This window comes from Streptomyces sp. NPDC057682 (assembly GCF_042799575.1).
Classification (GTDB): Bacteria; Actinomycetota; Actinomycetes; order Streptomycetales; family Streptomycetaceae; genus Streptomyces.
Genome location: NZ_JBHVIN010000003.1, coordinates 158,283 through 185,056, shown reverse-complemented (window position 1 = coordinate 185,056; position 26,774 = coordinate 158,283). Strand labels below are relative to the sequence as shown.

Here is a 26,774-nt window from a genome sequence, read left to right as displayed (position 1 = left end):
GCTGTCCGGCAGATCGCCCTGTTCCGCCGTGTGATCAGCCCTGACGCGATCGTGGCCCGGGTCAGCCCCGGTCGGCCCCGGTCAGCCCCGGGCGAACCGGGCGGGCGCGGCCGGGGCGGCGACGGCCACCCGGTCCCACAGCCGCCCGCTCCCGGTCGTGAGCCGGAGGAGGGCCCTGGCGGGGCGCGGGGGCAGGGACGAGATCAGCCGCGCGCCCCGGGCCAGCCCCCGGACCCCCGCCCGGGAGGCCGGCACCAGCGTCTTCGCCGCACTGAGCGCCGACGCCCGGCTGCCCCGTACCGGCTCCGCCATGATCCGCTCGTACGCGGGGAAGGCCCGTTCGTGGTCGCCGTCCGCCCGTGCCAGCTCCCCGGCCAGTACGTACGCGCCGAGGACGGCGAGGGTGGTGCTCCCGCCGACCGCCGGTCCGGGGGAGTAGCCCGCGTCGCCGACGAGCGTGACCCGGCCCCGCGACCAGGTGTCCATCCGCAGCTGGCTGATCGCGTCGAAATAGAACGCCGGGGTGCTGTCGAGCGCGTCGAGCCAGCCGTCCACCCGGGGATGCAGCCCCGCGAACGCCTCGCGCAGCAGCTCCTTCTGCCGGGGCACGTCGTGCGGTCCGCAGGCGTCCGGGTCCAGTCCCCGGAACAGGAACAGCGCCCGTGCGTCGGGCAGATGACGGGCCCGGTACATGCCGACGGTCCGGCCCACCCCGACATGCATGAGCAGTTCCCCGTCGACGCCGGGGTCGTCGGGCAGGCTCGCCACCGCGAAGTGCGCGCCGATGAACTCGGTGCGGCGGGCCGACGCGTCGAAGGCCAGCCGGCGCACGACGGAGTGCAGCCCGTCCGCGCCGACGACGAGGTCGAAGCGGCGGGGAGCGCCCTTCTCGAACCGCACCTCGCCGTCGGGGGACAGGGCGGTGACGGAGTCGTCGAAGACGTACTCGACGTCGTCGCGCGTGGTGGCGCGGTAGATCTCGGTGAGGTCGTCGCGCATGATCTCGACGTGCCGCCGGGACACCGCGCCGAAGAGGTGCGAGAGGTCGGCCCGGACCGGTCCGCGGGCCCCTTCGGGGTGGACCGTCATCCGGGTGGTGCCGGTGGCCCGCTCCTCGATCAGGTCCAGCACCCCCATGTGCTCCGAGATGTCCACGGCCGGCCGGAACAGGTCGACCGCGTGACCGCCCGTCCGGCGCGGGGCCGGGGCGCGTTCGACGACGGTGACCTCGAAGCCGTAGCGGATGAGCCAGTGGGCCAGTACGGGACCGGCCACACCGGCGCCCGAGACGAGAATCCGCATGACGCCCGTTCTCCTTCGTGTCGTTCAGTCCCGCCGCGCGGCGTGGAGCGCGGTGAAGCCCAGCAGGGGTGCGGCGGTCCGGACGGGGTCCTCCATCAGCGGCGAGTGACCGAGACCGGGCAGCATGACGATCTCGGCGCCCTCGACGGCCCGGTAGTCGGCGGCGGACGAGGAGCGCCAGCGGCGGTCGTCCTCGCCGAAGAGGACCAGGAGCGGGACGCCGAGGTCCTTCAGCCGGTCCGGCAGGGTGCGTTCCGCCAGATAGGCGCGGGTGGCCCCGGTCGTCGCGGTCAGCGCGTGCAGGGTCATCCCGCGCACGTCGTCCAGGAGTTCGTCCGGGAACACGTACCCCTCCCGGCTGAAGCCCGTGCCCGCGAACTCCCGTAGCTGCGCGTCGGACGGGGGCCACGCGGTGAGGCCGATCGCCGCCGCCTGCGGGGAGGCGATGAACGCGTCCAGGGACGGCCCGGTGTTGATCAGGACCAGCGCGTCGACCAGCCCGGGGCGCTCCTCGGCGAGCGCGGTGGCGACCACACCTCCGCTGGAGTGCCCCACGACCACGGCCCGCTCTATGCCCAGCCGGTCCAGGACCTCCCCGGCCGACCGGGCCTGGTCCGGCAGGGCGTAGTCCGCGTCGGCCGGCTTGGCCGACCGTCCGTGTCCGGGCAGATCGAGCCGGACGACATGGTGGTGCGCGGTCAGCAGGGGCACGAGCGCGTCCCACGAGCGGACCGAGGAGGCCGTGCCGTGCAGGAGGAGCAGTGCGGGCAGCTCGCGCGGGCCGTCCCGCCGGACGTGCAGCTCGCCCCCGGACGAGGCCAGGGTCAGGAGTTCGGTGGCCCCGGTGGCGGGGGCGTCCGTCGTGTGCGGTGCGGTGGAGGAATCCGTCATGGCACCCAGCCTCGCCGCCGTGCCCCGGCGCGGTATTGGACGAATGTTCCCCCTCCGCGCCGCGCGTAGCATGGAGGCATGCCGACGTTCGAGCACGGTGCGGCGGTGTGGGACGTGGCCGCCCCGCACCGGCCCAGCGCGGTGCCCGGTCTGACGATGGCCGGGTTCGGTGTCCGCGAGCTGGACCGCCTCCGGATGGTTCCGCACCCCGCCGTGACGCTGCTCCTGGAGTTCGGGCCGGGGGCGCCGGTCCTCGACGGCGCGGGCGGCCCCCGGAGCGGCAGCCTGGTGGCCGGTGCCGGTCTGGGGGCGGGGGGCGCCGTCGTGGCGCGCGGACAGGACGTGGAGTGTGTCCAGGTCCGGCTCTCCCCGGTGACCGCCCGCGCGATCCTCGGCATCTCGCCCGCCGAACTGGACGGTGCCGTGGTGCCGTTGGCCGACATCTGGGGCCCGGAAGCGGCCAGGATCCGTGAACGGCTCGCCGAAGTCCCGCTCTGGGACGCCCGGTTCGCCCTCGTCGATGCGCTACTCGCCCGGCGGTACGCGGCCGGGCCGCCGGTGGACCCGGAAGTCGCCCTGGCCTGGCACCGGATCGTCACGGGGCGGGGCCAGGTCCGCGTCGACCTGCTCGCGGACGAGGCCGGCTGGAGCCGTAAGCGGCTGTGGTCCCGCTTCCGTTCGCAGCTCGGCCTGGCGCCCAAGCAGGCGGTGAAGCTGGTCCGCTTCGACCGTGCCGCACACCGCCTGGTCGCCGGGGAGAACGCGGCGCGGGTCGCGGCCGACACCGGCTACGCCGACCAGTCGCATCTGCACCGGGACGTACGGGAGTTCACCGGGACGACGCCCGCCGCCGTGGCGCGCGAGCCGTTCCTCGCGGTCGACGATCTCGCGTGGCCGGGCCGGACGGCGTCGACTCCTTCGGGCGCGCCGCGCCGCTGATCCCGACCGGGCCACGCCGGAAGCGGCACTGGTCAGCGCCGTACTCCTCTGTCCTGCAAGGGAGTTCGCCCTGCCCCGGGGACGGGGCGCGGCAGCGGTTCCGCTGCGGGAACCGTTGACAAAACAGTGACCTCCTAGAAACCTGTCACCGCAACGCCGCAAAAAATTAACCAGATCACTCAAAAATTCAAGCAAGGTGCGAGAGTTTCCGGCGGTCGGCTGCTTTCCCGTCTGCCGGTGTTCCCCGATCGCCCCCCATCGGCGACCGGCGGCCCGTACCCGGTCGCCCCCGCCCGCCCGACGCCGCAGCGCGTCGCGCGGCCGGTGACGGCTGCCCGCGCCCCGGTCCCGCGGCCCCACGGAACAAGAGGACAGCATGAGATGGAAGCAACGCGCCCGGAGACTGGCGGCAGCCGCGGTGACCGCCGCGCTGATGACCCTCGGGCTCGTCCCCGCCGCCGTGTCGGCGGCTGAACAGCCCGCCCCGGACCTGGCGTTGGGCAAGGCGGTGACCACCGGAGGCGCGCACGGCGCCTATCCGGCGTCGAACGTCACCGACGGCAGCCAGCAGAGCTACTGGGAGGGCTCCGGCGCCTTCCCGCAGTGGGTCCGGATCGACCTCGGCGGCCGTTTCGACGTCGACCGGGTCGTGCTGAGACTGCCCGCCGCCTGGGAGGCCAGAAGCCAGACCCTGAGCGTGCAGGGCAGCACCGACGGCACCGCCTTCAGCACGCTCGCCGAACCGGCCGCCCGCAAGTTCGACCCGGCGTCCGGCAACACGGTCACCCTCGGCTTCACCGCCGACGAGGTGCGCTACCTCCGGGTGCGGATCACCGCCAACACCGGCTGGAGCGCCGGTCAGCTCTCCGAGGTGGAGGTCTACGGCCAGGACGCCGGGGACGGCGGCGGGCCCTCGCCCGCGGCCGGCTCCGATCTGGCGCTGAACAAGCCCATCGAGGCCACCTCGTCCGTACAGAACTTCGTGGCGTCCCACGCCAACGACGGCCAGGCCGGAACGTACTGGGAGTCCAACGGCTACCCGTCGTCCCTGACCGTGAAGCTCGGCGCCGACGCCGATCTGGAGGCCGTCGTCGTCAAGCTGCCCCCGGACCAGGCGTGGTCCACCCGGACCCAGAGCATCCAGGTGCTCGGCCGGGCCCAGTCGGCCACCGGCTTCACCTCGCTGAAGGACCGCGCCGACTACGTCTTCGACCCCTCGGGCAACGAGAACACGGTCACCGTCCCGGTCGACGGCCGCTACGCGGACGTGCGCCTCACCTTCTTCTCCAACACCGGCGCCCCGGGTGGCCAGGTCGCCGGCCTGGAGGTCGTCGGCACCGCCGCGCCCAACCCGGACCTGACCGTCTCCGCGCTGTCCTGGTCACCCGCCGCCCCGTCCGAGAAGGACGACATCACGGTGGACGCGACGGTGCGCAACACCGGAACCGCGGCCTCCGCAGCGACCACCGTCGACGTCAGCGTGGAGGGCGTCGTCGCCGGCAGCGCACCGGTCGGCGCGCTCGCCGCGGGTGCCGCCGCCACCGTCCACGTTGCGACCGGGAAGCGGCCCATGGGGGCGTACGCCGTCTCCGCCGCGGTCGACCCCGCCGACACGGTCGTCGAACAGGACAACACCAACAACAGCTTCACCGCCGCCGACCGGCTGAAGGTGTCCCAGAGCCCCGGCCCGGACCTCGAAGTGCTCGGCATCACCTCCAGCCCCTCGAACCCGGCCGTGGGTGCCGCCGTGAGCTTCACCGTATCCGTGCACAACCGGGGCACCACCGCCGTCGACACCCCGACCGTCACCCGGCTGCTCGTCGCGGACACCACCCTGAACGGCGCCACCGGGACAGTCGCCGCCGGGGCCACCGTCTCCGTGCCCGTCAGCGGCACCTGGACGGCGAGGAGCGGGGGAGCCACCCTCACCGCCACCGCCGACGCCACCGGCCTCGTCGCCGAGACCAACGAGAACAACAACGTCTTCGCCCGGTCCGTCGTCGTCGGCCGCGGGGCGGCCGTCCCGTACACCGAGTACGAGGCCGAGTCCGGTGAGTACCGGGGCACCCTGCTGAAGTCCGACGCGAAGCGCACCTTCGGGCACACCAACTTCGCCACCGAGTCCTCCGGGCGCCAGTCCGTACGGCTCGACGCCACCGGACAGTTCGTCGAGATCACCTCGACTGTGCCCACGAACTCCCTCGTCGTCCGCAACTCGATCCCCGACGCCCCGGGCGGCGGCGGGAGGGAGGCGACGATCAGCCTCTACGTCAACGGCACCTTCGCCAGGAAACTGACCCTCTCCTCCAAGCACAGCTGGCTCTACGGGAACACCGACAGCCCGGAGGGGCTGACCAACACCCCGCAGGCCGACGCCCGCCGGCTCTTCGACGAGTCCCACGCACTGCTCGGACAGGACTATCCGGCCGGGACCACGTTCCGCCTCCAGCGGGACGCGGACGACTCCGCCGCCTTCTACGTCATCGACCTCCTCGACCTGGAACAGGTGGCACCGCCCACCGCCCAGCCGGCCGGATGCACCTCCATCACCGCCTACGGCGCCGTCCCCAACGACGGCATCGACGACACCGACGCCCTCCAGCGCGCGGTGACGGCCAACCAGAACGGCCGGATCAGCTGTGTGTGGATCCCGCCGGGGCAGTGGCGCCAGGAGCAGAAGATCCTCACCGACGACCCGCTGAACCGCGGACCGTACAACCAGGTCGGCATCAGGGACGTCACGATCAAGGGCGCCGGGATGTGGCACTCCCAGCTCTACACCCTCACCCCGCCGCAGGACGCGGGCGGCATCAACCACCCCCACGAGGGCAACTTCGGCTTCGACATCGACGACCACACCACCATCTCCGACCTGGCCATCTTCGGCTCCGGCACCATCCGCGGCGGGGACGGCAACGCCGAGGGCGGGGTGGGCCTCAACGGACGCTTCGGTCAGGACACCAAGATCACCAACGTCTGGCTGGAACATGCCAACGTCGGCGTCTGGGTCGGCCGGGACTACGACAACATCCCCGAACTCTGGGGTCCCGGCGACGGCGTCGAGTTCTCCGGCATGCGCATCCGCAACACCTACGCCGACGGCATCAACTTCGCCAACGGCACCCGCAACTCCACCGTGTTCAACTCGTCCCTCCGCAACACCGGCGACGATGCGCTCGCCGTCTGGTCCAGCCGGTACGTGAAGAACCCCTCGGTGGACATCGGCCACGACAACCACTTCCGCAACAACACCATCCAACTGCCCTGGCGCGCCAACGGCATCGCGGTCTACGGCGGCCACGGGAACACCATCGAGAACAACATCGTCTCGGACACCATGAACTACCCCGGCATCATGCTGGCCACCGACCACGACCCGCTGCCCTTCTCCGGACAGACCCTGATTGCGGGCAACGCCCTGTACCGCACGGGCGGCGCGTTCTGGGGCGAGGCGCAGGAGTTCGGCGCCATCACCCTGTTCGCGTCCGGACAGGACATCCCGGGCGTCACGATCCGTGACACCGAGATCCACGACTCCACCTACGACGGCATCCAGTTCAAGTCGGGCGGCGGATCGGTGCCCGGCGCGCAGATCAGCGACGTCCGCATCGAGAACTCCGTCAACGGGTCCGGAATCCTGGCCCAGGGAGGTGCGCGCGGCAGCGCCACGCTCACCGATGTGACGATCACCGGCTCGGCGGACGGCGACGTCCTCGTCGAGCCCGGATCGCAGTTCGTCATCGACCAAGGACCCGCGAAGGCCACCGCCCGGCGGTGACCTCCCCACCGGCGGCGGCCGGTGTCCCGCACACCGCGGGGCACCGGCCGCCGTCCCGTACCCCCGCGGTGTTCCACCGGACCACGCGACCCTGCACAATTCGATGATGATCGACAACGACCCGTACGCGTGGCTGGAAGACGTCGAGGGCGAGGCCGCGCTCGCCTGGGTGGCCGAGCGGAACGCCGAGACGGAGGCGGCGCTCACGCGCGGCCCGGGATTCGCCCCATTGCGGAAGCGGCTGAGAGACGTGCTCGACGCACCCGACCGGATCCCCTACACCGCCCGCCGCGGCCGTCACCTCTACAACTTCTGGCGCGACGCCGACCACCCCCGCGGGCTGTGGCGGCGCACCACCCTGGAGGAGTACCGTACGCCGACGCCCGCGTGGGAGGTCCTGCTCGACATCGACGCGCTCGCCGAGGCGGAGGGCGCCAAGTGGCTCTGGGCCGGGGCCCGGGTCCGCCGCCCCGACTTCGGCCGCGCCCTGGTCTGCCTCTCGCGCGACGGGGGAGACGCGGTCGAGGTCCGGGAATTCGACCTGGACACCCTCGGCTTCGTCGAGGACGGTTTCCGGCTGCCCGAGGCGAAGACGCGCATCGGCTGGATCGACGAGGACACCGTCTTCGTCGGCACGGACACCGGCCCCGGCTCCCTGACGGATTCCGGCTACCCCCGCACCGTACGACGCTGGCGCCGCGGCACCCCGCCGGAGGCGGCGGAGACCGTCTTCGAGGCGGAGAAGGACGATGTGGCCGCGGCCGGCTGGCACGACCCCACGCCCGGCTTCGCCCGCGACTTCGTGTCCCGGTCCACCGACTTCCACCACAGCGAACTCCACCTCCTGACCGGGGACGGCACGCTCGTCCGCATCGACGTGCCCGCCGACGCCGACGCCTACGCCCACCGCGCGCACCTGATCGTCGTCCCGAAGTCCCCCTGGCTCGGCCATCCCGCCGGATCGCTGCTGGCCTTCGGCTTCGACGCGTTCCTGGCGGGCGACCGCACCGCCCGGGTCCTGTTCACCCCCGACGCGCGCACCGCGCTCGCCGGCCACTCCTGGACCCGCAACCATCTGATCCTGGAGACGATGCACGACGTCAGCACCCGTATCGAGGTGCTGACCCCGGCACCGGACGGGCCGTGGACGCGCGAACCGCTCGCGGACGTCCCGGCGCTCTCCGCCGTCTCGGTGACCGACACCGACCCCGATGCCTCCGACGAGTACTTCCTCGACGTCTCCGGCTTCCTCCAGCCCTCCACGCTGTACCGGGGGACGATCGGCGGCCCCATGGAGACCCTGAAGCAGGCCCCGGCCCGCTTCGACACGGCCGGACTGACGGTGGCGCAGCACTTCGCGACCTCGGAGGACGGCACCCGGGTGCCGTACTTCGTGATCGGCCCCGACCGCACCGCCACCGGACCGGGCCCCGCCCTGCTCCACGGCTACGGAGGCTTCGAGGTCTCCCTCACCCCGTACTACGGCGCGGTCACCGGCCGGGCGTGGCTGGAGCGCGGCGGGAGTTTCGTGATCGCCAATATCCGGGGCGGCGGGGAGTACGGGCCCGCCTGGCACCGGGCCGCCCTGGGCGCCGACCGCCCTCGCGCCTACGAGGACTTCGCCGCGGTCGCCACCGACCTCGTGGACCGGGGCATCACCACGCCGGCGATGCTCGGCGCCTCCGGCGGCAGCAACGGCGGCCTGCTGATGGGGGCGATGGTGACCCGGTACCCGGAGCTGTTCGGCGCCGTCGTCGCGGACGTCCCGCTGCTGGACATGCTCCGCTTCCACCGGCTGCTGGCGGGCGCGTCCTGGACCGCCGAGTACGGGAACCCCGACGACCCGGCCGACCGGGCCCATCTGGAGGAGCTGTCCCCGTACCACCGGCTGGCCGGGGACCGCACCTATCCGCCGGTGCTGCTGACGACGTCCACCCGGGACGACCGCGTGCACCCCGGCCACGCCCGGAAGGCCGCCGCGCGGCTGCGCGAGCTGGGCCACCGGGTGCTGCTCCACGAGAACACCGGAGGCGGCCACGCCGGCGCCGGTGACAACGAACAGGCGGCCCACAACAAGGCCCTGGCGCACACCTTCCTCTGGCAGCACCTGGCCCCGGCGGACGCCGGCCGGTGACGGGTCAGGGGGCCTTCGGCCACACGTAGAGGCGACCGGTGACCGACATGTCCAGCGTGGAGCCCCGGGCGATGTGGTCGATCAGTGCCATGGACACGGCGCCCCGGTCCGTCACCGAGCAGATCGCCGCGCCCTCCACGAAGCCCCGCTCCGTGGCGTCGTTGCCGTCCGACAGGGAGAGGGCGCCGAGGCCGGTGGCGGACGCGGCGGCGCAGGTGTCGGCGTTCTTCGGCATGTCCTCGCGCAGGATGCCCACCCGGGTGTTGGGCAGGGCGCGCAGCAGGTAGTCGCTGAGACCGCTGCACGAGTCGGGCCAGTAGAGCAGCTCCGCCCCGGCCGGGTCCTTCACGGCGCCGTCGTTCTCCTGCTCGACCCGGCTCGCCCCGTCGTCGAGGTCCACCAGCTGCTGTTCGTGCTGGGTGCAGGGCTGGGGCGCGATGCCCCACATGCCGGTGCGCGCCGCTCCGCGCCCGGCGGGCGGGGTCACGTCCACGCCGTCCGACGCCGAGGGCGACGCGGTCGGCGAGCCCGTGGGCAGCCCGACCGGGGACGTGCTGTCCTCGGGATCCGGCTCCTCGCCGGCGGGGTCCGGCGTGTCGGGCGTCCGGGTGCCGGGCGCCGGGGTGGAAGCGGCGGGCGCGGGCGCCGCGGCGGGCGGGTCCGACCGGTCCTGGCCGTTCCCGACGACCAGCGTGACCACGATGCCGATCACCGGGACGGCGATGGCCCCGACCCACCACTCCCACCTGGACGATCCCGTCCTCGGAGGCCTCGACGGGGGCGGCGGAATGTGCGGAGGAAGGGGTGGCGGCGGTCCGTATCCCCCTGCAGGCGTGCTCATGTACCCCTCGACCCGGCTCACTTCACGGACGATCAGGTTATCGATCTCTCCTCGAAAGTGCTATCGACCCCCTGCCGTTCCCGCTCCCGGCGGCCCCGGGCAGCGTGTCGGCCGACGCGCGCGCAGGGAGACGGAGGGTTACGGTGCCCCGGGGCCGGTACGGAGAAAGGCGTGGACGATGAGCGGAACGGTGACCGCGGGGCTGGCCGCGATGCGCGAGGACCTGGCGGACCTCTACCGCGATCTGCACCGCCATCCGGAACTGTCGCTCCAGGAGACGCGCACGGCCGCGCTCCTGGCCCAGCGGCTGAGGGACGCCGGGTTCGACGAGATCACCGAGGGGGTCGGCGGCACCGGAGTGGTGGGTGTCCTGCGCAACGGGGACGGACCCGTGGTGATGCTGCGCGCCGACTTCGACGCCCTCCCGGTGGAGGAGAAGACCGGACTGCCGTACGCCAGCACGGTCCGCGCCGTGGACGGGGAGGGCCGGGAGGTGCCGGTCATGCACGCCTGCGGACACGACATGCACGCCGTCTGCCTGAGCGGGGCCGCCGCGCTCCTCGCCGGCGCCCGCACCCGGTGGAGCGGCACGCTCCTCGTGGTGTTCCAGCCCGCCGAGGAACTGGCGTCCGGCGCCCGCGACATGGTCGCCGACGGGCTGTTCGAGCGCTTCCCCGTCCCCTCCGTCGTCCTCGGCCAGCACGTGGGACCGCTGCCGGCCGGATTCCTCGGCTACGGCTCCGGGCCGGTGATGGCCGCCGCGGACTCGCTGAACATCACCCTGCACGGCCGGGGCGGCCACGGCTCACGGCCGGAGGCGGCGGTCGACCCGGTGCTGATGGCGGCCCATGTCGTCACCCGGCTCCAGGGGATCGTCGCCCGTGAGGTCCCGCCGGCCGAGACGGCCGTGGTGACGGTCGGCCGGCTGCAGGCCGGGACGAAGGACAACATCATCCCGGACACCGCGGAACTCGGCGTCAACATCCGCGCGTTCACTCCGGCCGTACGCGACCTCGTACGGGCCGCGGTCGAGCGCGTCGTCGAGGGCGAGGCACGGGCCGGCGGGGCGGTGAGCCCTCCGGACTTCACCTGGTTCGCCTCCGCACCCGCCCTCGTCAGCGACCCGGACGCCACGAAGCGGACCGTCGCCGCGTTCGCCGCGCACTTCGGCGCCCAGCGGATTCTCCCGATGCCCCAGGTGAACGCCAGCGAGGACGTCGGGGTCTTCGGCGAGGCGCTGGGCATCCCGACGGTCTTCTGGTTCTGGGGCGGGCTGGAGACGGAACCGACGCTCGCCGCCTACGCGCAGGGACGGATCGACGAACTCCCGGGCAACCACTCCCCGTACTTCGCCCCGGTGCTCGAACCGACGCTCACCACCGGGGTCGAGGCCCTGGTCGTTGCCGCGCTGTCCTGGCTCGACGTGAACCTCGTGGGGGACGGCGCGGCGACGCCGCAGTAGCCCGCCCGGCGCCGCGCCCATCGACCCGTCAGCACCGCACTCCATCAATCACCCGGATGGAGAGGGTATCGGTTGCAACCATCCGTACTGACAACGAGTCACACTAAGTGGTAACAATCGGCTCCCTCAAACCCAAAGGGGAAAAATGGGAATCATGCGTCACGCCGCGACCCTCGGAGCGGTCGGCGCCCTCGCGCTGAGTGCCACGGCCGCGTTCGGCACGACCGCGACGGCCGCGCCCAATGTCACACCGCAGACCGTCTGCGGCAGCGCCTACAAGACGGTGAACTCGATCGCCGTCGGCTCGCTGGGCACGGTCTACCTGACGTACAACCCGGCCAACGGGAAGAACTGCGTCGCGACCATCCGCACCAACCCGGGCACGGCGAAGGACATGTCCGTGTACATCAGCGTGCCCGACACCGACGCGTGGGCCGGCGACTCCGGTTCCTTCACGTCGTACGCCGGACCGGCCTACGTCTACGGCAAGGGCCACTGTGTGAGCTGGGGCGGGAACATCGCCAACGTCTACGTCTCCGTGGACAACTCCAACTGCGCCTCGCGCAGGGAACACCGCGTCACCGAAGTCCGCTGACCGGCCGGTTCGCGAGCGGCGGCCCGCCGGACCCGTGACATCGGGTCCGGGCGGGCCGCCGCACCGTGTGGTGCCCCGTGCTCCTCATGCCGCCGGCGCGCCCGGCGGCGGGTGCGGGTTCCGGAAGGTGAAGGCCTCCGGCCCTTCGCCGGCCTCGCGTATCAGGGCCACGCGGTCCATCGCCTCGGCCACGCTCGGGCGGTGGCCGGCGGGCACCCACCAGAGCGCCTGGTGGAAATCGGCCAGACGCTCGAACCACTCACGGCGGCGCGCCAGCAGCTCCAGATGCTCGCTGCGGTAGGTGAACTGCCGCAGCGCCTCGACCGATTCCCAGACCGAGCAGTTGATCAGCAGCATCGGATCGTCGGAGGGGCGCAGTTGCGTGGCGTCGGCACCGTCGTCGTCGACCATGCGCCAGACGAAGCCCGGCGTCCCCTCGGCGACGGCGTTGATGGCGGGCAGCCGGGCGACGAAGTCGGCCAGCCGGGGGCTGTCGAGCGGGGCGAGGATGCGCCCGACATTGACTTGGGCAAGGTGGAAGTCGTTCACGCGGCCCAGCATGCCCGCGTGAACTTTCTAAAGTCAATGAATGTTGTTTTTAGGAATCGTCGGTGCGCTCCAGCGCGACACAGCACCCGCGGGGATGCGGATCCATCGCGGCCCGCCAGCCCCGCCCACCCGGCAGCCCGTCGAGCAGCCCCTGGATCCCGGCCAGGTTCATCCCGCAGACGAGCGCCGGGAAACGGTCCGTCAGGGCGTGGAAGGGGCAGTTGTTCAGCCGCAGCGTCGAACCGTCCCAGTACGGCTCGTACCCGCGCTCGCGCAGCGCCTCCACGGGATCGGCCGCCTCTGACACGGCACCCTCGGCGCGCCAGGCGGCACGCGCCGAAGCCTGCAACTCCCCGTCGAGCCCGGCCCGTTCCACCACCTCCGCCAGGAGCGCGCCCGCCGCGTCGTACGCGCGGGGCGGTACGGACACCGCGTGCTCGGCCTCGGCCCTGCGGTACAGCTTCGCCGGACGCCCGGCGCCCGGCCCGGCGCGCCCCGCCGCCCTGCGGAACGTGACGTCGAGCAGCCCGGCGTCGGCCAGCTTGTCCAGGTGGAACGCGGCCAGCGAACGGGAGATCCCGACGGCCTCGGCCGCGGCGTCCCGCCCCACGTCGCCGGCCGCGCCGACGACGTACCGGTACAGCCCGCGCCGCACCGGGTCGCCCAGCGCGAGCACCGCGTCGAGGGCGGCGTCCTCGCCGCTCACGACAGGATGCCCAGCTGCCGGGCAGCCCTCAGCCACGACGGGAACTCCGACAGCAGCCGGTCGTAGAGCTCCGGGTCCGGCAGCTTCTCGATGTCGTCGGCGGTGAAGAAGCCCACGTTGTCCACGCGCCGTCCGGGCAGGGTGTCGAAGCGCTCCAGCACCCCGTACCGTCCGCGGCCGAGCCCGATGAACTGCCAGAACACCGGCTCCTCCACGGCGGCCCGCAGCTCCCGCTCGATCTCCCGGTCGCGGTGCACGCCCCCGTCGGAGAAGAACAGGACCAGGGTCGGCGCCGGCACCGGGTGCGCGCGCACATAGGCGCGGACCTCGGCGATGACCTTCTGCTCCTCGTTCTGGATGCCGACGGTCCGCATGTCGATCTGTCCTGGCAGGAGGTTTCCTGGCGGCCTGGTCCGCCCGAACAGGGGCGGGCTCTGTCCCACCCGCACATGCAGGGCGAGCCATTCGGGCAGCTCACCGATGACGAGGTCGGGGAGACGCGCGGGATTGCTGGCGAACGTCCAGGCCTGCATCGTGCCGTCGTCGTCGAGCTGCGCGGCCACGGCCGCCATGCGCTCCGCGACCCGCGCCACCGTGCCGCGACGGTAGAGGCCGCCCATCGAGCCCGAGGCGTCGAGGACCAGGATCACCCGCGCGACGAGATCCGAAAGCCCGTGCTTCGTCAGACTGACCGCCACCTGCTCCTTGCGCAGCGACAGCCGCTTGCGCATGTCGACCGGCAGCCGCTCCTCGCCCCGGACCGGACGGGCGGCCCGCACGGGCGCGGGCGGCGGAGACGCGGCGGCCGGGGGGGAGACGGGCGGCTCCTCGTCGACCGTGATCCCGAAATCGGTCGCGAGTCCGGCCAGCCCGGTCGCGTACCCCTGGCCGACCGCACGGAACTTCCAGGCCCCGGCACGCCGGTAGAGCTCCCCGGTCACATACGCGGTCTCGTCGCCGGCCGTCATGTCGAAGCGCGCCAGCTCGGCACCGGACGCGGCGTCGAGCAGCCGCAGATGCAGGCCCGGGACGCGGCCGAACGCCCCGCCGTCCGCCGAGGCGCAGAGGGCCACCCGGTCGATGTCCGGGCCGAGCGACGCCAGTCCGACCTCCAGCGTGTCCGTCCCCGCGGCCTTGCCGAGGTGCCGTACGGCACCGGACGGATGCCGGGGCTGGTTGTAGAAGATGAAGTCGGCGTCCGAGCGCACCCGGCCGCCGGCGTCCAGCAGCAGCGCGGAGGCGTCGACGTCCGGCACGCCCGGACCGGGCGACCAGCCGAGGACGGCTCGGACGGCCGGGACCGGAACGGGCATATTGGCACCCTTGCTCAACGTCGTCACCCGGACAGTCTGCCTCGCGGCCGCCCGCACCGGCCCGCCCGGCCCGGGGGACCGGGCAGCGGTGGCAGCCGCCGCGGCTCACCCGACCGGTGCCGTGGTGCGCCGTGACCCCGGAACGGCGGCCAGCAGCTCTGCGGTGTACTGATCGGACGGTGCGGCGAACAGGGCGTCCGTCGTCCCCGTCTCGACCAGGCGTCCGTGCCGCATCACCGCCACCCGGTCGGCTATCTGGCGCACCACGGCCAGATCGTGCGAGATGAAGAGATAGCTCAGCCCCAGATCGCGCTGGAGGTCGACGAGCAGCTCCAGGATCTGCGCCTGCGCCGACACGTCCAGCGCCGACACCGGCTCGTCGCAGACCACCAGATCGGGTTCCAGCGCCAGCGCGCGGGCGATCGCCACCCGCTGCCGCTGCCCCCCGGACAGCTCCGTCGGTCTGCGCCGCAGCACCGAGGACGGCAGCGCCACCCGGTCCAGCAGCTCGGCGACCCTGCGCGCCCGCTCCTTGCGGCTGCCCACACCGAACGCCCGCAGCGGCTCCGCGACGATCTCCGCGACCGGGGGGCGGGGATCCAGCGAGGCGTAAGGACTCTGGTAGACGATCTGCATACGGCGCCGCAGCCGCCGCAGCGCACCGCCCCGCAGCCGGGTGATGTCCTCCCCGTCGAAGACGACCCGGCCGGAGGTGGGATCCGCCAGCCGCACCACCATGCGCGCGGTGGTCGACTTCCCGGACCCCGACTCCCCGACCAGGGCGAAGGTCTCCCCGCGCCCGAGGGTGAAGCCGACCCGGTCGACGGCCCGCAGCGTCCGCGCACCGCCCGCCCGGCGGGGCAGCGGAAAGTCCTTCACCAGGTCCTCGACCCGGACGAGATCCCCGCCACCCGGCCCGGCCGCGCCCCCGGCGGCCGGGGCCGTCCGCTCCACGGTCCGCGCGGCGGGCCGCGTGCTCCTGCCCGCCCCGGACGCCCGGCGGTCCACGACCAGACGGCCGCCCGCGAGGCCGGGGGCGGCGGCGAGCAGCCGCCGGGTGTACGGATGGCGCGGATCACCCAGCACCTGTTCGGTGTCGCCCGCCTCGACGACCTCGCCCCCGGACATCACCACGATCCGCCGCGCCCGGTCGGCCGCGACGCCCAGATCGTGGGTGATCAGCAGGACGGCGCTGCCCGATTCCTGGGTCAGCGCCTCGATGTGGTCCAGGATCCGCCGCTGCACGGTGACGTCCAGGGCGCTCGTCGGCTCGTCCGCGACGACCAGCCGGGGCCGGGCCGCCACGGCGACGGCGATGAGCACCCGCTGCCGCATCCCGCCCGACAGCTCGTGCGGATACTGCCGGGCCCGCACCCGGGGCTCCGGGAGTCCCGCGTGCCCCAGGATCTCCACGGCCCGCTCGGCCGCCTCCTCCCGGCCGGCCAGGCCGTGGATCCGCAGGACCTCCGCGACCTGGGGGCCGATGCGCTGCACCGGGTTGAGCGACACCATCGGATCCTGGGGGATCAGCCCGATGTCCCGGCCGCGCCGGGCCCGCAGCTCCCGGTCCGGCACCCGGGCCAGATCGACCCCGTCGAACAGGATCTCGCCGGACTCCAGCACACCACCCGCCGGCAGCAGCCCGATGAGCGCGTGGGCGGTGGTGCTCTTGCCCGACCCCGACTCCCCGACCACGGCGACGGTCTCGCCCGGCCGTACGGTCAGACCCACGTCCCGGACGGCAGGGACCCGTCCGCCCCGCGTGCGGTACGACACCCGCAGACCGCGCACGTCGAGCAGCGGGGCGGCGGGCGCCGGGTCCAGTGGTTCGTCACTCATGGGATGAGCCTGCTTTCGCCGTCGAGCGCGCGCGAGATCCGGTTGGCGGCCAGCACGGTGGCCGCGATGGTCAGTCCGGGCAGGGTGGTCAGCCACCACGCCGTGGCGAGGTAGTCCCGGCCCCCGGACACCAGGGCTCCCCATTCGGGAGCGGGCGGGGTCGCCCCGTACCCCAGGAAGCTCAGTGCCGAGACCTGGAGCACGACGGCTCCGAAGTCGACGGCCGCGTAGACGAGCACGGGGCCCGAGGCGTTCGGCAGGACCCGCCGCAGCAGTACCGCGTACCAGCGCGTGCCGGAGGAGCGGGCCGCCTCGACGTACACCGCCCCGCGCACCCGCAGCACTTCGGAGCGCATGATGCGGGCGAAGCTCGCCACGCTCGTGAGACCGACGGCGATCGCCACGTTCACCGTGCCGAAGCCCAGCGCCGTCACCACCGCCATGGACAGCAGCAGGTTCGGGACCGCGAGCAGCACGTCGGCGACCCGCATCAGCGCGGCGTCGGCCCAGCCGCCGAGATATCCGGCGAGCAGTCCGACGGCCGAGCCCCCGACGAGCCCCACCGCGACGGCCAGCACCGTGGCCCGCAGCGACAGCCCCGCCCCGTGCACCACCCGCGCGAAGAGATCCCGGCCCAGCTGGTCGGTACCGAAGAGGTGCTCGGCCCCCGGCGCCCCGAGCCGTTCGCGGGGGACACCTGCCAGCGGATCCTGCGAGGTGAACAGGCCCGGCAGGAACGCCGCCACCAGCACCAGCGCCAGCAGCAGCACCGACAGGACCAGTCCCGGGCGGCGCAGCAGGAAGCCGCCCAGCCGCCTCGCCCGCGCACCGGCCCCGTCCCGGACGACCTCGCGCGGGTCGGGTGTGCGCGGGCCGGGGTCCCGGCCGTCGAGCGCGCCCACCGCCACCCCGGTCACCGGGCCACCGCCGCCGTCGTCGTGATCCGGGGGTCGATCAGCGGATACACCAGATCGACCGCCAGGTTCGCCAGGACGAAGACGAGCGCCCCGAACACCACGAGCCCCTGGACCACGGGGATGTCCTGGGAACCCACCGCCGTGGCGGTGATGCGCCCCACCCCGGTCCGGGAGAACACCGTCTCCACCACCACCGATCCCGCCAGCAGATTGCCCACGAGCACCCCCACGACCGTCAGCGGCGGGATCGCGGCGTTGCGCGCCGCGTGCCGGAAGTGCACCCGCGCCCGGCTCGCCCCCTTGGCCAGTGCCGTCTCCACGTAGGGCTCCTCCAGCGTGGTCCGCAGGCTCTTGGCGAAGACCTGCGCGAGCACCGCGCCGGTGGGCAGCGCCAGGGTGATCACCGGAAGGACCAGGCTGTCGAAGCCCTCGTTCCCGACGGCCGGCAGCAGCCGCCAGCGGAACGACACGATCTGCACCAGCACCAGACCGACCAGGAACGTAGGCGCGGACACCCCCAGCGCGGGCAGCGACAGCAGGAGCTGCCGCAGCGGGCGCCACCGCGTGTACGTGCCGAGCAGTGCGATGCCCGCCCCGATCACCAGCGCCAGCAGCAGCGCCCCGGACGTCAGCTGCAGGGTGGCCGGCAGCGCCGCGGCGATCATGTGCCGCACGCTCTCCCCGGTCTGTACCGAGGTCCCGAAGTCCCCCCGCACCGCGTCCAGGAGCCGGTCGCCGTACTGTGCGAGAACCGGCTTGTCGAGTCCGTACGCCTGCTTCAGCTCGGCGAGCTGCTCCGGCGGGACGGTGTTGGTGTCGCCGCCCCCCGCCGCCATGATGGAGACCGGATCCCCGGGCAGCAGGTACAGCACGGCGAAGGAAAGGGTGAACGCCGCCCAGAGGACGAACACCGCCTGGAGGAGCCGTCCGGCGAGATAGCGCGTCATGACAGCCACGTCCCGTGGAACTGGAGCCGCGAGGACGCCTCGAAGTCCAGACCGTGCACCTTCGGCGAGAGACCGAGCACCGTGGTCAGCTCGAACACCGGGATCTGGTAGGCCCGGTCCAGCACGATCTCCTGGGCGCGGGCCACGTGCGCGGCACGCGCCTCCGGATCGCTCGTGGACGCCTCCCGGTCCAGGACGCCGTCGAGTTCACGGTCGGAGAGATGGCCGGTGTTGAGCAGCTTGCTGGAGAATCCGGTCCGCAGGATGTCGGGGTCCACGCGCGTCGTGTTGCCCCAGGAGAAGTCGTAGTCGCCCTTCTGCCGCAGCGTCAGGAACTCCCCGATCGTCGCGGACCGCAGGGTGACGGCGATGCCGGCCTTCCGCAGCTGCTGCTGGATGAGTTCCAGCGCCGTCTGGTTGGGGCCGAAGTTGGCCCCCCAGATGACCTTCAGCGACAGCTTCCTGCCGTCCTTGACGCGGATTCCGTCGGGTCCGGGGCGCCAGCCGGCCGCGTCGAGGAGCTGTGCCGCGCCCGCCGGATCGTGGCCGAGCCGGGCGTTCAGGTTCCGGTACCCGTCGGTGGTGCTCGCGAGGGCGCTGGTGGCGGGCTTGTAGCTGCCGCTCAGCACGGTGTCGACGATCTCGCGGCGGTCGATGATCTTCTGGACGGCCCGGCGGACCCGGATGTCCCGGGTGGCCGGCCGGGCGACGTTCGCCGTCAGCGCGAAGGGAAGGCCGGGGTTGGCGCGGCTCTTCAGCGTGAACCCGGCCGCCTTCAGCCCGGCCTCGTCCTGCGGCGCGACCCCGCCGATGGCGTCGACCTGGCCGGACTGGAGGCTTCCGGTGCGTATCCCGGACTCGGGGACGACGGTGAACGTCAGCCGGTCCAGCCGGGCGGCGCCCTTGTGGGTCCACCGCGAGGAGCCCCACGCGTAGTCCGCGCGGCGGCGCTCCTCGACGGACCGGTTCGGCGTGTAGCCGGCGAGCGTGAACGGACCGGATCCGACGAGACGGCCGGTGCACCGCTTCTCGGCGGGCAGGGCGAGCGTGGAGCGGGCGAGCAGACCGAGGGTGAACGTCGAAGTCGCCTGGAGGAACTGGGCGTTGGGGGCGTCGAAGACCACCTTGGCGGTGTACGGGTCGACGACCGTGGTGCTCCGGTACCCGGCGAGGTAGCTGCTCCCGAGGACGGCCTTCGCGCCGAGTCTCACGATCCCGTCGAAGTTGTCCTTCACGGCCCGTGCGTCGACGGGCGTGCCGTCGCTGAACGTCGCGTCCTTCCTCAGGACGAACGTGAACGTCGTGGAGTCCTTGCTGACCTGCCAGGACGTCGCCAGCCACGGCACGATCCGCCCGGTCTCCGGGTCCTGGTCGGTGAGCGAGTCGACGAGCTGACGGGCGGGGTAGATCGCGTCGTTGTTGCCGGCCTGCTGCGGGTCGACGCACATCGGATCGGAGGCCAGGGCGAAGGTGAGGTGCCCGCCGGAGCGCGGGGTCGAGGTGCCCGCGGGCCCGGCGCCGGACGGGGAGCAGGCGCCGGCCGCGAGAACGAGGACGGTGGCTGCGGCGAGGGGTGCGAGCGTACGGCGGAACCGGCGGCGTGGACCGGACATGAGTGGTTCTCCAGCTGCTGGGAGGGAGGCGGCCGGGCACCGCGGCCACCGGCGCGCACGACGGGCGTGCGCGGCCGGGGCGGGGCGGTGGCCGGGGCCGGGAGGCCGGGCGGTGAGGAGACGTCAGGCCCGACAGATGGCGCTGGAGACGCGGTGCAGATCGATGTGGCGCCGGAGCGTGAAACGACGCCCGGGCCCGTTGCGGTGGGGCGCGGGCCGCTCGGCCGGGACGCCGTCCGGGCGCGTACCGGCGACACCGTCCGGGGCGGTTACCCCCGGGGCGAGCGGCTGGTACGGCATGGGCGGCGCGGTCCTTTCCGGCAGGGAGGCCTCGTCCGAGGGGGGCGATGCCGGGCAACGTACCAGCCCGAACACCCGTCTGAGAAGCGGTGCTTGGGGGCGCGGGCCGTTCGCGCGGGATCCGCGCGCGAACGGCCCGGACGCGGTCCCGCACACACGGCGGGCGAACCGTGCCACCCCCTCGCGACCTGCGAGGACGCAGGCGCCGGACACCCCGTGGGCGCTGCGGGGGAGCGGCGTGCGCGCCCGGGGAGCCCCACTCGCGGGCCCGCGTGCGCCCCGCACGGCGGCGGTGCCCGCACGCCCCGGCCCAGGTGACGGCCACTCGTTACACCTGTGTGAAGAAATCCGGCCCGGGCGCCCGGATCCGGCCCCGCCGCAGCGGGTGCGGGGGCGCCGGCGGCCGGAACCGGCATTGTCCCGCCCCGCGTCAGCGGCTAACGTGACCGGCCATCACCCGGCACCCGCGGGACGACCGCGGGGCCGGACGGGCGGAGGCTGCGAGGTGACGGACATGCGGACGCGACCGCTGGGCGAGCGCGCAGGCCGTGCGCCCCGCCACGGCAGGACCTTCGATCTGCGCGTCGTCCGACGCCACGTCGACCTCCTGCGGGTGAGCAGCGCGCTGTGTCCGACGGACCCCGCGGGCCACTGATCCGAGAGGATTCCCGGGCCCGCTGAAGCGGCCCGCGCGCCCTCTCCGCCGTGACCGGTGCGTGCGATCCGGCTGCCGCGCGACGGCGCCTCCGGCGTCCGGCTTCGGGCGTGTTGTGAAAGTCCCGCCTGCCCGGCCCCGCCGTTGCCCCACCCGTCCGCCCCCGCCGTGCGCCCGTGCGTCCGTGACCGGTGCGGGCGGTGCCGACTGCTCGCCCCCGTACGCCGCGCCGACGGGGCCCGCCCCCGTCCCACCCCGCCGAAACCCCTTCCGGAGGCTGCTCCATGACCCGATTCGACGCCGCCCGCCCCGGCGGTCCGCTCCTCGCCGTCGAGGTGGACGGCGACGGCGCCCACCCCGCCGCCTGGCGCCACGCGGGCCGGCCTCCGGGCGAGGTGCTGACGCCCCGGGCGCTCCGTCAGGTCGTCGCGGCGGCCGAGGACGCCGGCTTCGCCCTGGTCACCTTCGACGACTCGCCCCTGCCGCCCGGTACCGGCCCCGGCCCGGCGGGCCGGGTGGAGGCGGGGACACGCGCCGCGTACGTCTCACGTCTCACGGACCGCATCGGCCTCGTCCCCACCCTGCACGTCACGACGACCGAACCGTTCCATCTGGCCACGCAGCTGGCGAGCCTGGACCACGCCTCGGGCGGCCGGGCCGGCTGGCTGGTCGGTGCCGCGTCCGGGGCGCAGGCCCAGGCCACGGTCGGGACACCCGTGCGGTCCCCGGGAGAACTGCACCGGGAGATCACCGATGTCATCGATGCCGCCCGTGCCCTGTGGGACTCCTGGGAGGACGACGCCGTCATCAAGGACATCGCCACCGGGCGCTTCCTGGACGCGGACCGCGTGCACCCCGTCGACTTCGTGGGCGCGTCGTTCACGGTCAAGGGGCCGCTGATCACGCCGCGCCCGCCGCAGGGGCAGATCGTGGTCCTGGTCCCGGACGGGCTCGGCGCCGACGACCGCGCCGACGTCGTCCTGGTCGGCCGTCCCGATCCCGCCTCGGTCGCGGTGCGGGCGGCGGACGCCCGGGAGGCGGGCGCGCCCCTGGTCCTCGCGGAGGTGGAGGTCGTGCTCGACGCGGACGGTGTGCCCGCCCGGGACCGCCTCGCCGCCCTGGAGGAGGACGCCCCCTGGGGGACGACCGGACGCCTGCGGCACATCGGTTCCACCGACGGCCTGGTCGATCTGGTGCGCGCGCTCGCGGGCCCGGTCGACGGCGTACGACTGCACCCCGCCGTCCTCGCCACGGACCTGCCCCTGCTGGCCGCACACGTCGTGCCCGCGCTGGCCGCCGCCGGCCTGCACCGCCCGCCGGTGCCCGGCGCCACCCTGCGCGACACGCTCGGCCTGCCCCGCCCCGCCAACCGCTTCGCCGCCACCGCGGCGCGGACACTGAGGTGAACGCCATGACCACGACCCGCACCCAGGCGGACCCCCGGCCCCGGCTCCACCTCGGCGTGTTCTACACCGGAGTCGGCCCGCAGCTGATCTGGACCGACCCGAGCACGCCCTCGCACACGGCCGTCGAGACCTTCGTCGACATCGCGCGGACCCTGGAACGCGGCCTGTTCGACGCGTTCTTCCTCGGCGAGGGGCTGCGCGTACGGGAGAACCGCGGGCGCGTCTTCGACCTGGACGTCGCCGGCCGCCCCGACGCCGTCACGCAACTGTCCGCGCTCGCCGCCGTCACCGAGCGGATCGGTCTGGTGGCGACGCAGAACACCACCTACAACTACCCCGCCGACCTGGCCCGCCGCCTCGCCTCGCTCGATCTGCTCTCCGAGGGCCGGGCCGGCTGGAACATCGTCACCACGGACAACGCCTGGACCGGAGCCAACTTCCGGCACGGCGGCTGGCTGGAACACGAGCGGCGCTACGACCGCGCCACCCGCTTCGTCGAGGTGGCGAAGGAGTTGTGGGCGTCCTGGGACCCCGACGCGGTGGCCACCGACGGGCGGGCCGGCGCCTGGTCCGCGCCGGGCGCCGTCCGTTCCGTCGCACACGACGACGACCTCGTACGGCTGCGCGCCACCGCGACCGTCCCCGGCAGCCGTCAGGGCCGGCCCGTGCTCTTCCAGGCGGGGGACTCGGACGGCGGCCGGGAGCTGGCGGCACGCCACGCGGACGTGGTGTTCTCCTCCCACACCGCCTACGACAAGGCCGTCGCCTACGCGGAGGACCTGCGTCTGCGCCTGGCCCGGTACGGCCGCTCACCGGACGCGTTGCGCATCCTCCCGGGCACGAGCGTCGTGCTCGGCGACACGGCCGCCGAGGCCGAGGAGAAGGCGCGCTGGGTGCGGAACGAGCAGGTCAACGGGGTGCGCGCGCTGGCGTATCTGGAGCAGTACTGGGGGACCGACCTGTCCGGCTACGACCCCGACGGCCCGCTGCCCGACATCGAACCCGACGCGGGGGAACTCGACCCGTCCCGCGGCACGCTGGCGATCGAACTGCGCAGCGGCAAGGCCGCCCTCATCCGGAAGTGGCGCGAACACGCCGCCGAACGAGGCCTGTCGATCACCGAGCTGGTACGCGAGGTGTCGGCCGGACACGCGTCGTTCGTCGGCACCCCGTCATCGGTCGCCGACACCTGGGCCCACTACGTCCGCACCCGTGCCGTCGACGGTTTCAACATCCTTCCGCACCTGCTGCCCGCCTCGGTGACGGACATCGTCGACCGGCTCGTCCCCGAACTCCAGGAACGGGGCGTCTACCGCACCGCGTACGAGGGCACCACCCTGCGCGACCACCTCGACCTGCCGCCGGTCACGGCCTGAGGGGGGTCGGGGGCGGCGGCTGGGGGAGGTCCGGGGGCCCGGCCGCCGGGGCTGGGGTCCGTCTGACCATTCCCGTCTACCGGGCGTCGTCAGACAGACCCCAGGGGCCAGGAGACGATGTCGCGGTAGCGGACCGGTCCGGGGCCGCGCGGGTCGTTGCTGCCGACGAGGTGGAGACGCCCGGCGTCCCAGGCGCGGCCGGAGAACCCGGCGAGGTCCGCCGCGACCGCGCCCACCGAGGAGAGATCGCCGCGCCGGGCGCGCGCCAGCGTCAGATGGGGGCGCAGCACCCGGTCCCCGCCCGGGACGCCGCATTCCCGGACCACGGAGCGCACGGCACCGGCGAGCCGGTGCAGTGCGTCCAGCTCCCCGTCGACACCGCTCCACAGCACCCGGTCGTCGAAGGTCCCGCTGCCGCGCAGCGCCAGCCGGGGCGGCCGGTGGACGCCGGCGACCCGGGCGAGGGGCGCGCACAGCCGCGGGACCAGTTCGGCCGGCACCTCGCCGAGGAAGGCCAGCGTGAGGTGCCAGTCCTCGACCCGGTTCCAGCGCAGGCGCGGGTGGGCCTCGTACGCGGTGTGGAGCCGCCGGACCAGTTCCTCCTTCGCCGGGTCGGGAGGGGCGAGGGCGACGAACACGCGGAGCCGCGCGGGAGGGGGCGCGTCGCTCACCCGGCGACGTCCGTCGTGCCGCGCGCCGCGGCGGGCGACGCGTCCGCCCCGTACCGCAGCCCGTCGACGAGCAGGGTGATCATGCGGTCGGTGTACGCCTCGTCGTCGGGGGCGAGCAGATCACCGACCGCGCGCAGCAGATCGAAGGGCCGGACGTCCGCACGGATGCCGCCCGAACCGGCGGCGGCCTCGACCAGGTCCGTCACCACCGGGACGAAACGGTCCCGGAAGTAGGCGGGCAGGCTCTCGTAGGCGGGGTCGCCCGAGTGGAGAACGGCCTTCAGGCCGCGTTTGGCCGCCACGAACCGCGCGAAGCGGTGCAGCCAGCGGGACAGCGCCTCGACGGGCTCGTACCGCTCCGAGAGGGCCGGGGCGGCCTCGGCGCAGGCGTCGACCTCATGGCGGAAGACGGCCGTGATCAGGTCGGAGCGCTGCGGGAAGTGCCGGTAGAGCGTCCCCGCCCCCACCCCGGCCCGTGCGGTGATCCGGCGTACGGGGGCGTCCACGCCGTCCGTCGCGAACACCTCGGCGGCGGCCGTCAGCAGGGCGTCCAGGTTGCGCTGGACATCGGGCCGCACGCGGCGGACGGCCGGCTCCCCGGCGGGGCTGTCAGGCATGGCGGATTTCCTTTTGCACTCCGGAACAATGTTCCGTATTCTCATTGCTGAACGGCGTTCCGGTTTCATTCTAGCCGGGCCCGCACCAGGACGGCCCGATGCCGTCCTCCCCTGACACCCCGGGCCGATGGGCCCGAAGCGCGGGCCGTCCGGCCCGCCCCACCGCCGTCCGACCGGCGCTGCCGCGCGGACGCGCCACGCAGTCCAGAAGTGGGTACCTCCATGTCCGAATCAGTTCCGTCCGCCCGTCGGCGCGACACCGGCGGCCGTCCCGGTGCCGAGACCCGGCCGGGCCCCGGCGCGGCCACCGCCGGCCCCGATCCGAGGCGCTGGAAAGCGCTGGTCTTCATCGCCCTGGCCCAGTTGATGGTCGTCCTCGACGCCACCATCGTGAACATCGCCCTGCCCTCCGCCCAGCAGGATCTCGGGATATCGGACGGCAACCGGCAGTGGGTCATCACCGCCTACGCCCTGGCCTTCGGCGGGCTGCTGCTGTTCGGCGGCCGCGTCGCCGACCTCTGGGGCCGCAAGCGGGCCTTCCTCGTCGGCCTGACCGGCTTCGCCGCCGCCTCCGTCCTCGGCGGAACGGCCAACGGCGAGGCCATGATGCTCGGCGCCCGCGCCCTCCAGGGCGTCTTCGGCGCCCTTCTCGCCCCGGCCGCGCTCTCCCTGCTCGCCGTGACGTTCACCGAGGCCAGGGAACGCGCCAAGGCCTTCGGCATCTACGGCGCGATCGCCGGGGGCGGCGGCGCCGTCGGCTTCATCCTCGGCGGCACCCTCACCGAGTACCTGAACTGGCGCTGGACGTTCTTCGTCAACGTCCCCTTCGCGATCGTCGCCGCCCTGGGCGCGTACTTCGTGATCCGCGAACCGGCCGGCGGGCGCAACCGTTCGCCGCTCGACATCCCGGGCGTCCTGCTGTCGAGCCTCGGCCTGGTCTCCCTGGTCTACGGGTTCACCCGCGCCGAGTCCGCCGGCTGGTCCGACCCCCTGACGCTCGGCCTGTTCGTCGCCTCGGCGGTGCTCCTCGCCGCGTTCCTGGTGACGGAGTCGCGGGTCGCGGCGCCGCTGCTGCCCCTGCGCGTCCTGGCCGACCGCAGCCGCGGAGGCGTCTACCTCTCGCTCGGTCTCGCCGTCATCGCGATGTTCGGCACCTTCCTGTTCCTCACGTACTATCTGCAGATCGTCAAGGGCTACACCCCGGTCAGGACCGGTCTGGCCTTCCTCCCGATGGTCGCCGGCATGATCACCGGATCCACCCAGATCGGTGCCCGGCTGATGACCCGGGTGCCGCCGAGGCTGCTGATGGGGCCGGGATTCCTGGTCGCGGCGACCGGCATGCTGCTCCTCACCCGGATGGACATCGGCAGTTCGTACGCCGGTGTCGTCCTGCCCGGACTGCTGCTGCTCGGACTCGGCATGGGCACCGCGTTCATGCCGGCCATGTCGCTGGCCACCCACGGGGTCGAACCGCGTGACGCCGGGGTCGCCTCCGCCATGGTCAACACCTCGCAGCAGGTCGGCGGCGCCATCGGCACGGCGCTCCTGAACACCGTCGCCGCCTCCGCCACCACCGCCTATCTCACCGCGCACGCCGCGGACGCCACCACACCCGCCGCGCGACGGCTGGTCGGCGCACGGGCCATGGTGGACGGCTACGCCACGGCCACCTGGTGGGCGGTGGGCATCCTGGTCCTCGCCGCGGCCCTCGCGCTGACGCTGATCCGCGCCGGACACCAGGGCGGTCCGGCCGCCGGCCCGAGGACGGCCGACGGCACGCGCGACGAGGACCGGATCCCCGTCGTCAGCCACTGACCGGCCCGCGTGGGCGTCCCGCGGGGCGGAGGGCGGGCCGGGGCGGGCCTTCGGGGGGGCGGGGGGGCGGGAGGGGGCGGGGGCGGCGTGGTGGGGGGGCGGCGCGGG

General features: G+C 73.7%; 21 protein-coding genes. 9 read left to right on the top strand and 12 right to left on the bottom strand.

Annotation, left to right across the window (positions count from 1 at the left end):
- Nucleotides 1-81: 81 nt before the first annotated feature.
- Together ACFVDM_RS06050 and ACFVDM_RS06045 are read right to left on the bottom strand one after the other, a co-directional pair.
- Nucleotides 82-1,302 carry an FAD-dependent monooxygenase gene (locus ACFVDM_RS06050; protein ID WP_383633871.1) on the bottom strand — a complete coding sequence of 407 codons (1,221 nt, stop codon included), beginning with the start codon at nucleotides 1,300-1,302 and terminating at the stop codon, nucleotides 82-84.
- Between the two features lie 24 nt (nucleotides 1,303-1,326).
- Nucleotides 1,327-2,193 carry an alpha/beta fold hydrolase gene (locus ACFVDM_RS06045; protein ID WP_383633869.1) on the bottom strand — a complete coding sequence of 289 codons (867 nt, stop codon included), beginning with the start codon at nucleotides 2,191-2,193 and terminating at the stop codon, nucleotides 1,327-1,329.
- A gap of 78 nt (nucleotides 2,194-2,271) precedes the next feature.
- Between ACFVDM_RS06045 and ACFVDM_RS06040 the strand changes: the two genes are divergently transcribed.
- The 3 genes from ACFVDM_RS06040 to ACFVDM_RS06030 all read left to right on the top strand — a co-directional run bounded on the left by ACFVDM_RS06040 (nucleotide 2,272) and on the right by ACFVDM_RS06030 (nucleotide 9,044).
- Nucleotides 2,272-3,132: a helix-turn-helix domain-containing protein gene (locus ACFVDM_RS06040; protein ID WP_383633867.1), complete on the top strand. Its 861-nt coding sequence runs from the start codon at nucleotides 2,272-2,274 to the stop codon at nucleotides 3,130-3,132.
- 376 nt (nucleotides 3,133-3,508) lie between these two features.
- The gene (locus ACFVDM_RS06035) at nucleotides 3,509-6,910 is read left to right on the top strand and encodes a CARDB domain-containing protein (protein WP_383633865.1); all 3,402 of its coding nucleotides are present in this window, start codon (nucleotides 3,509-3,511) and stop codon (nucleotides 6,908-6,910) included.
- 106 nt (nucleotides 6,911-7,016) lie between these two features.
- On the top strand, nucleotides 7,017-9,044 hold the full coding sequence (locus tag ACFVDM_RS06030) for a prolyl oligopeptidase family protein (RefSeq protein ID WP_383633863.1): 2,028 nt from the start codon (nucleotides 7,017-7,019) through the stop codon (nucleotides 9,042-9,044).
- Between the two features lie 4 nt (nucleotides 9,045-9,048).
- Here the strand turns inward: ACFVDM_RS06030 and ACFVDM_RS06025 are convergent, their stop codons facing one another.
- On the bottom strand, nucleotides 9,049-9,756 hold the full coding sequence (locus tag ACFVDM_RS06025) for a hypothetical protein (protein ID WP_383633861.1): 708 nt from the start codon (nucleotides 9,754-9,756) through the stop codon (nucleotides 9,049-9,051).
- A 307-nt stretch (nucleotides 9,757-10,063) separates the two neighbouring features.
- On the opposite strand from ACFVDM_RS06025, the gene ACFVDM_RS06020 reads away from it, so the two are divergent.
- Both ACFVDM_RS06020 and ACFVDM_RS06015 read left to right on the top strand, forming a co-directional pair.
- Nucleotides 10,064-11,347 carry an amidohydrolase gene (locus ACFVDM_RS06020; RefSeq protein WP_383633859.1) on the top strand — a complete coding sequence of 428 codons (1,284 nt, stop codon included), beginning with the start codon at nucleotides 10,064-10,066 and terminating at the stop codon, nucleotides 11,345-11,347.
- Nucleotides 11,348-11,492: 145 nt separating this feature from the next.
- Nucleotides 11,493-11,942 (top strand): spore-associated protein, encoded by a 450-nt coding sequence (locus ACFVDM_RS06015; protein ID WP_383633857.1) that lies wholly within the window; start codon nucleotides 11,493-11,495, stop codon nucleotides 11,940-11,942.
- An 84-nt stretch (nucleotides 11,943-12,026) separates the two neighbouring features.
- Here the strand turns inward: ACFVDM_RS06015 and ACFVDM_RS06010 are convergent, their stop codons facing one another.
- From ACFVDM_RS06010 to ACFVDM_RS05980, 7 genes are all read right to left on the bottom strand, one after another.
- Nucleotides 12,027-12,491 (bottom strand): DUF3291 domain-containing protein, encoded by a 465-nt coding sequence (locus ACFVDM_RS06010; protein ID WP_383633855.1) that lies wholly within the window; start codon nucleotides 12,489-12,491, stop codon nucleotides 12,027-12,029.
- Between the two features lie 49 nt (nucleotides 12,492-12,540).
- Nucleotides 12,541-13,197, bottom strand: a complete 657-nt coding sequence (locus ACFVDM_RS06005; RefSeq protein ID WP_383633853.1) for a helix-turn-helix transcriptional regulator — start codon at nucleotides 13,195-13,197, stop codon at nucleotides 12,541-12,543.
- The gene (locus ACFVDM_RS06000) at nucleotides 13,194-14,537 is read right to left on the bottom strand and encodes a VWA domain-containing protein (protein ID WP_383633851.1); all 1,344 of its coding nucleotides are present in this window, start codon (nucleotides 14,535-14,537) and stop codon (nucleotides 13,194-13,196) included. Before ACFVDM_RS06000 ends, ACFVDM_RS06005 begins: the two co-directional genes overlap by 4 nt.
- Before the next feature lie 78 nt (nucleotides 14,538-14,615).
- On the bottom strand, nucleotides 14,616-16,349 hold the full coding sequence (locus ACFVDM_RS05995; RefSeq protein WP_383633849.1) for a dipeptide ABC transporter ATP-binding protein: 1,734 nt from the start codon (nucleotides 16,347-16,349) through the stop codon (nucleotides 14,616-14,618).
- Nucleotides 16,346-17,266: an ABC transporter permease gene (locus ACFVDM_RS05990; RefSeq protein WP_383633847.1), complete on the bottom strand. Its 921-nt coding sequence runs from the start codon at nucleotides 17,264-17,266 to the stop codon at nucleotides 16,346-16,348. Before ACFVDM_RS05990 ends, ACFVDM_RS05995 begins: the two co-directional genes overlap by 4 nt.
- Nucleotides 17,263-18,213, bottom strand: a complete 951-nt coding sequence (locus ACFVDM_RS05985; RefSeq protein WP_383634451.1) for an ABC transporter permease — start codon at nucleotides 18,211-18,213, stop codon at nucleotides 17,263-17,265. Before ACFVDM_RS05985 ends, ACFVDM_RS05990 begins: the two co-directional genes overlap by 4 nt.
- Nucleotides 18,210-19,826, bottom strand: coding sequence for an ABC transporter substrate-binding protein (locus ACFVDM_RS05980; RefSeq protein ID WP_383633845.1), 1,617 nt, complete (start codon nucleotides 19,824-19,826; stop codon nucleotides 18,210-18,212). Before ACFVDM_RS05980 ends, ACFVDM_RS05985 begins: the two co-directional genes overlap by 4 nt.
- Before the next feature lie 814 nt (nucleotides 19,827-20,640).
- Between ACFVDM_RS05980 and ACFVDM_RS05975 the strand changes: the two genes are divergently transcribed.
- The 3 genes from ACFVDM_RS05975 (at nucleotide 20,641) to ACFVDM_RS05965 (ending at nucleotide 23,563) form a co-directional block, all read left to right on the top strand.
- Nucleotides 20,641-20,781 (top strand): putative leader peptide, encoded by a 141-nt coding sequence (locus ACFVDM_RS05975; protein WP_383633843.1) that lies wholly within the window; start codon nucleotides 20,641-20,643, stop codon nucleotides 20,779-20,781.
- A gap of 284 nt (nucleotides 20,782-21,065) precedes the next feature.
- Nucleotides 21,066-22,187, top strand: coding sequence for an LLM class flavin-dependent oxidoreductase (locus ACFVDM_RS05970; RefSeq protein WP_383633841.1), 1,122 nt, complete (start codon nucleotides 21,066-21,068; stop codon nucleotides 22,185-22,187).
- A gap of 5 nt (nucleotides 22,188-22,192) precedes the next feature.
- Entirely contained in the window at nucleotides 22,193-23,563 is a 1,371-nt protein-coding gene (locus ACFVDM_RS05965; protein ID WP_383633839.1) for an NtaA/DmoA family FMN-dependent monooxygenase, read from the top strand.
- Between the two features lie 89 nt (nucleotides 23,564-23,652).
- Here ACFVDM_RS05965 and thpR read toward each other — a convergent pair whose 3' ends face one another.
- Together thpR and ACFVDM_RS05955 are read right to left on the bottom strand one after the other, a co-directional pair.
- Entirely contained in the window at nucleotides 23,653-24,234 is a 582-nt protein-coding gene (gene thpR / locus ACFVDM_RS05960; protein ID WP_383633837.1) for an RNA 2',3'-cyclic phosphodiesterase, read from the bottom strand.
- On the bottom strand, nucleotides 24,231-24,851 hold the full coding sequence (locus ACFVDM_RS05955; RefSeq protein WP_383633835.1) for a TetR/AcrR family transcriptional regulator: 621 nt from the start codon (nucleotides 24,849-24,851) through the stop codon (nucleotides 24,231-24,233). Before ACFVDM_RS05955 ends, thpR begins: the two co-directional genes overlap by 4 nt.
- 222 nt (nucleotides 24,852-25,073) lie before the next feature.
- Between ACFVDM_RS05955 and ACFVDM_RS05950 the strand changes: the two genes are divergently transcribed.
- Entirely contained in the window at nucleotides 25,074-26,666 is a 1,593-nt protein-coding gene (locus tag ACFVDM_RS05950; protein WP_383633833.1) for an MFS transporter, read from the top strand.
- Nucleotides 26,667-26,774 lie beyond the last annotated feature (108 nt).

Excerpts from the sequence above, each read along its gene's own strand:
- ACFVDM_RS06050 (WP_383633871.1), bottom strand. The coding sequence starts at position 1,302 with ATGCGGATTCTCGTCTCGGGCGCCGGTGTGGCCGGTCCCGTACTGGCC.
- ACFVDM_RS06045 (WP_383633869.1), bottom strand. The coding sequence starts at position 2,193 with ATGACGGATTCCTCCACCGCACCGCACACGACGGACGCCCCCGCCACC.
- ACFVDM_RS06040 (WP_383633867.1), top strand. The coding sequence starts at position 2,272 with ATGCCGACGTTCGAGCACGGTGCGGCGGTGTGGGACGTGGCCGCCCCG.
- ACFVDM_RS06035 (WP_383633865.1), top strand. The coding sequence starts at position 3,509 with ATGAGATGGAAGCAACGCGCCCGGAGACTGGCGGCAGCCGCGGTGACC.
- ACFVDM_RS06030 (WP_383633863.1), top strand. The coding sequence starts at position 7,017 with ATGATCGACAACGACCCGTACGCGTGGCTGGAAGACGTCGAGGGCGAG.
- ACFVDM_RS06020 (WP_383633859.1), top strand. The coding sequence starts at position 10,064 with ATGAGCGGAACGGTGACCGCGGGGCTGGCCGCGATGCGCGAGGACCTG.
- ACFVDM_RS06015 (WP_383633857.1), top strand. The coding sequence starts at position 11,493 with ATGGGAATCATGCGTCACGCCGCGACCCTCGGAGCGGTCGGCGCCCTC.
- ACFVDM_RS05995 (WP_383633849.1), bottom strand. The coding sequence starts at position 16,349 with ATGAGTGACGAACCACTGGACCCGGCGCCCGCCGCCCCGCTGCTCGAC.
- ACFVDM_RS05985 (WP_383634451.1), bottom strand. The coding sequence starts at position 18,213 with ATGACGCGCTATCTCGCCGGACGGCTCCTCCAGGCGGTGTTCGTCCTC.
- ACFVDM_RS05980 (WP_383633845.1), bottom strand. The coding sequence starts at position 19,826 with ATGTCCGGTCCACGCCGCCGGTTCCGCCGTACGCTCGCACCCCTCGCC.
- ACFVDM_RS05975 (WP_383633843.1), top strand. The coding sequence starts at position 20,641 with ATGCGGACGCGACCGCTGGGCGAGCGCGCAGGCCGTGCGCCCCGCCAC.
- ACFVDM_RS05970 (WP_383633841.1), top strand. The coding sequence starts at position 21,066 with ATGACCCGATTCGACGCCGCCCGCCCCGGCGGTCCGCTCCTCGCCGTC.
- ACFVDM_RS05965 (WP_383633839.1), top strand. The coding sequence starts at position 22,193 with ATGACCACGACCCGCACCCAGGCGGACCCCCGGCCCCGGCTCCACCTC.
- ACFVDM_RS05955 (WP_383633835.1), bottom strand. The coding sequence starts at position 24,851 with ATGCCTGACAGCCCCGCCGGGGAGCCGGCCGTCCGCCGCGTGCGGCCC.
- ACFVDM_RS05950 (WP_383633833.1), top strand. The coding sequence starts at position 25,074 with ATGTCCGAATCAGTTCCGTCCGCCCGTCGGCGCGACACCGGCGGCCGT.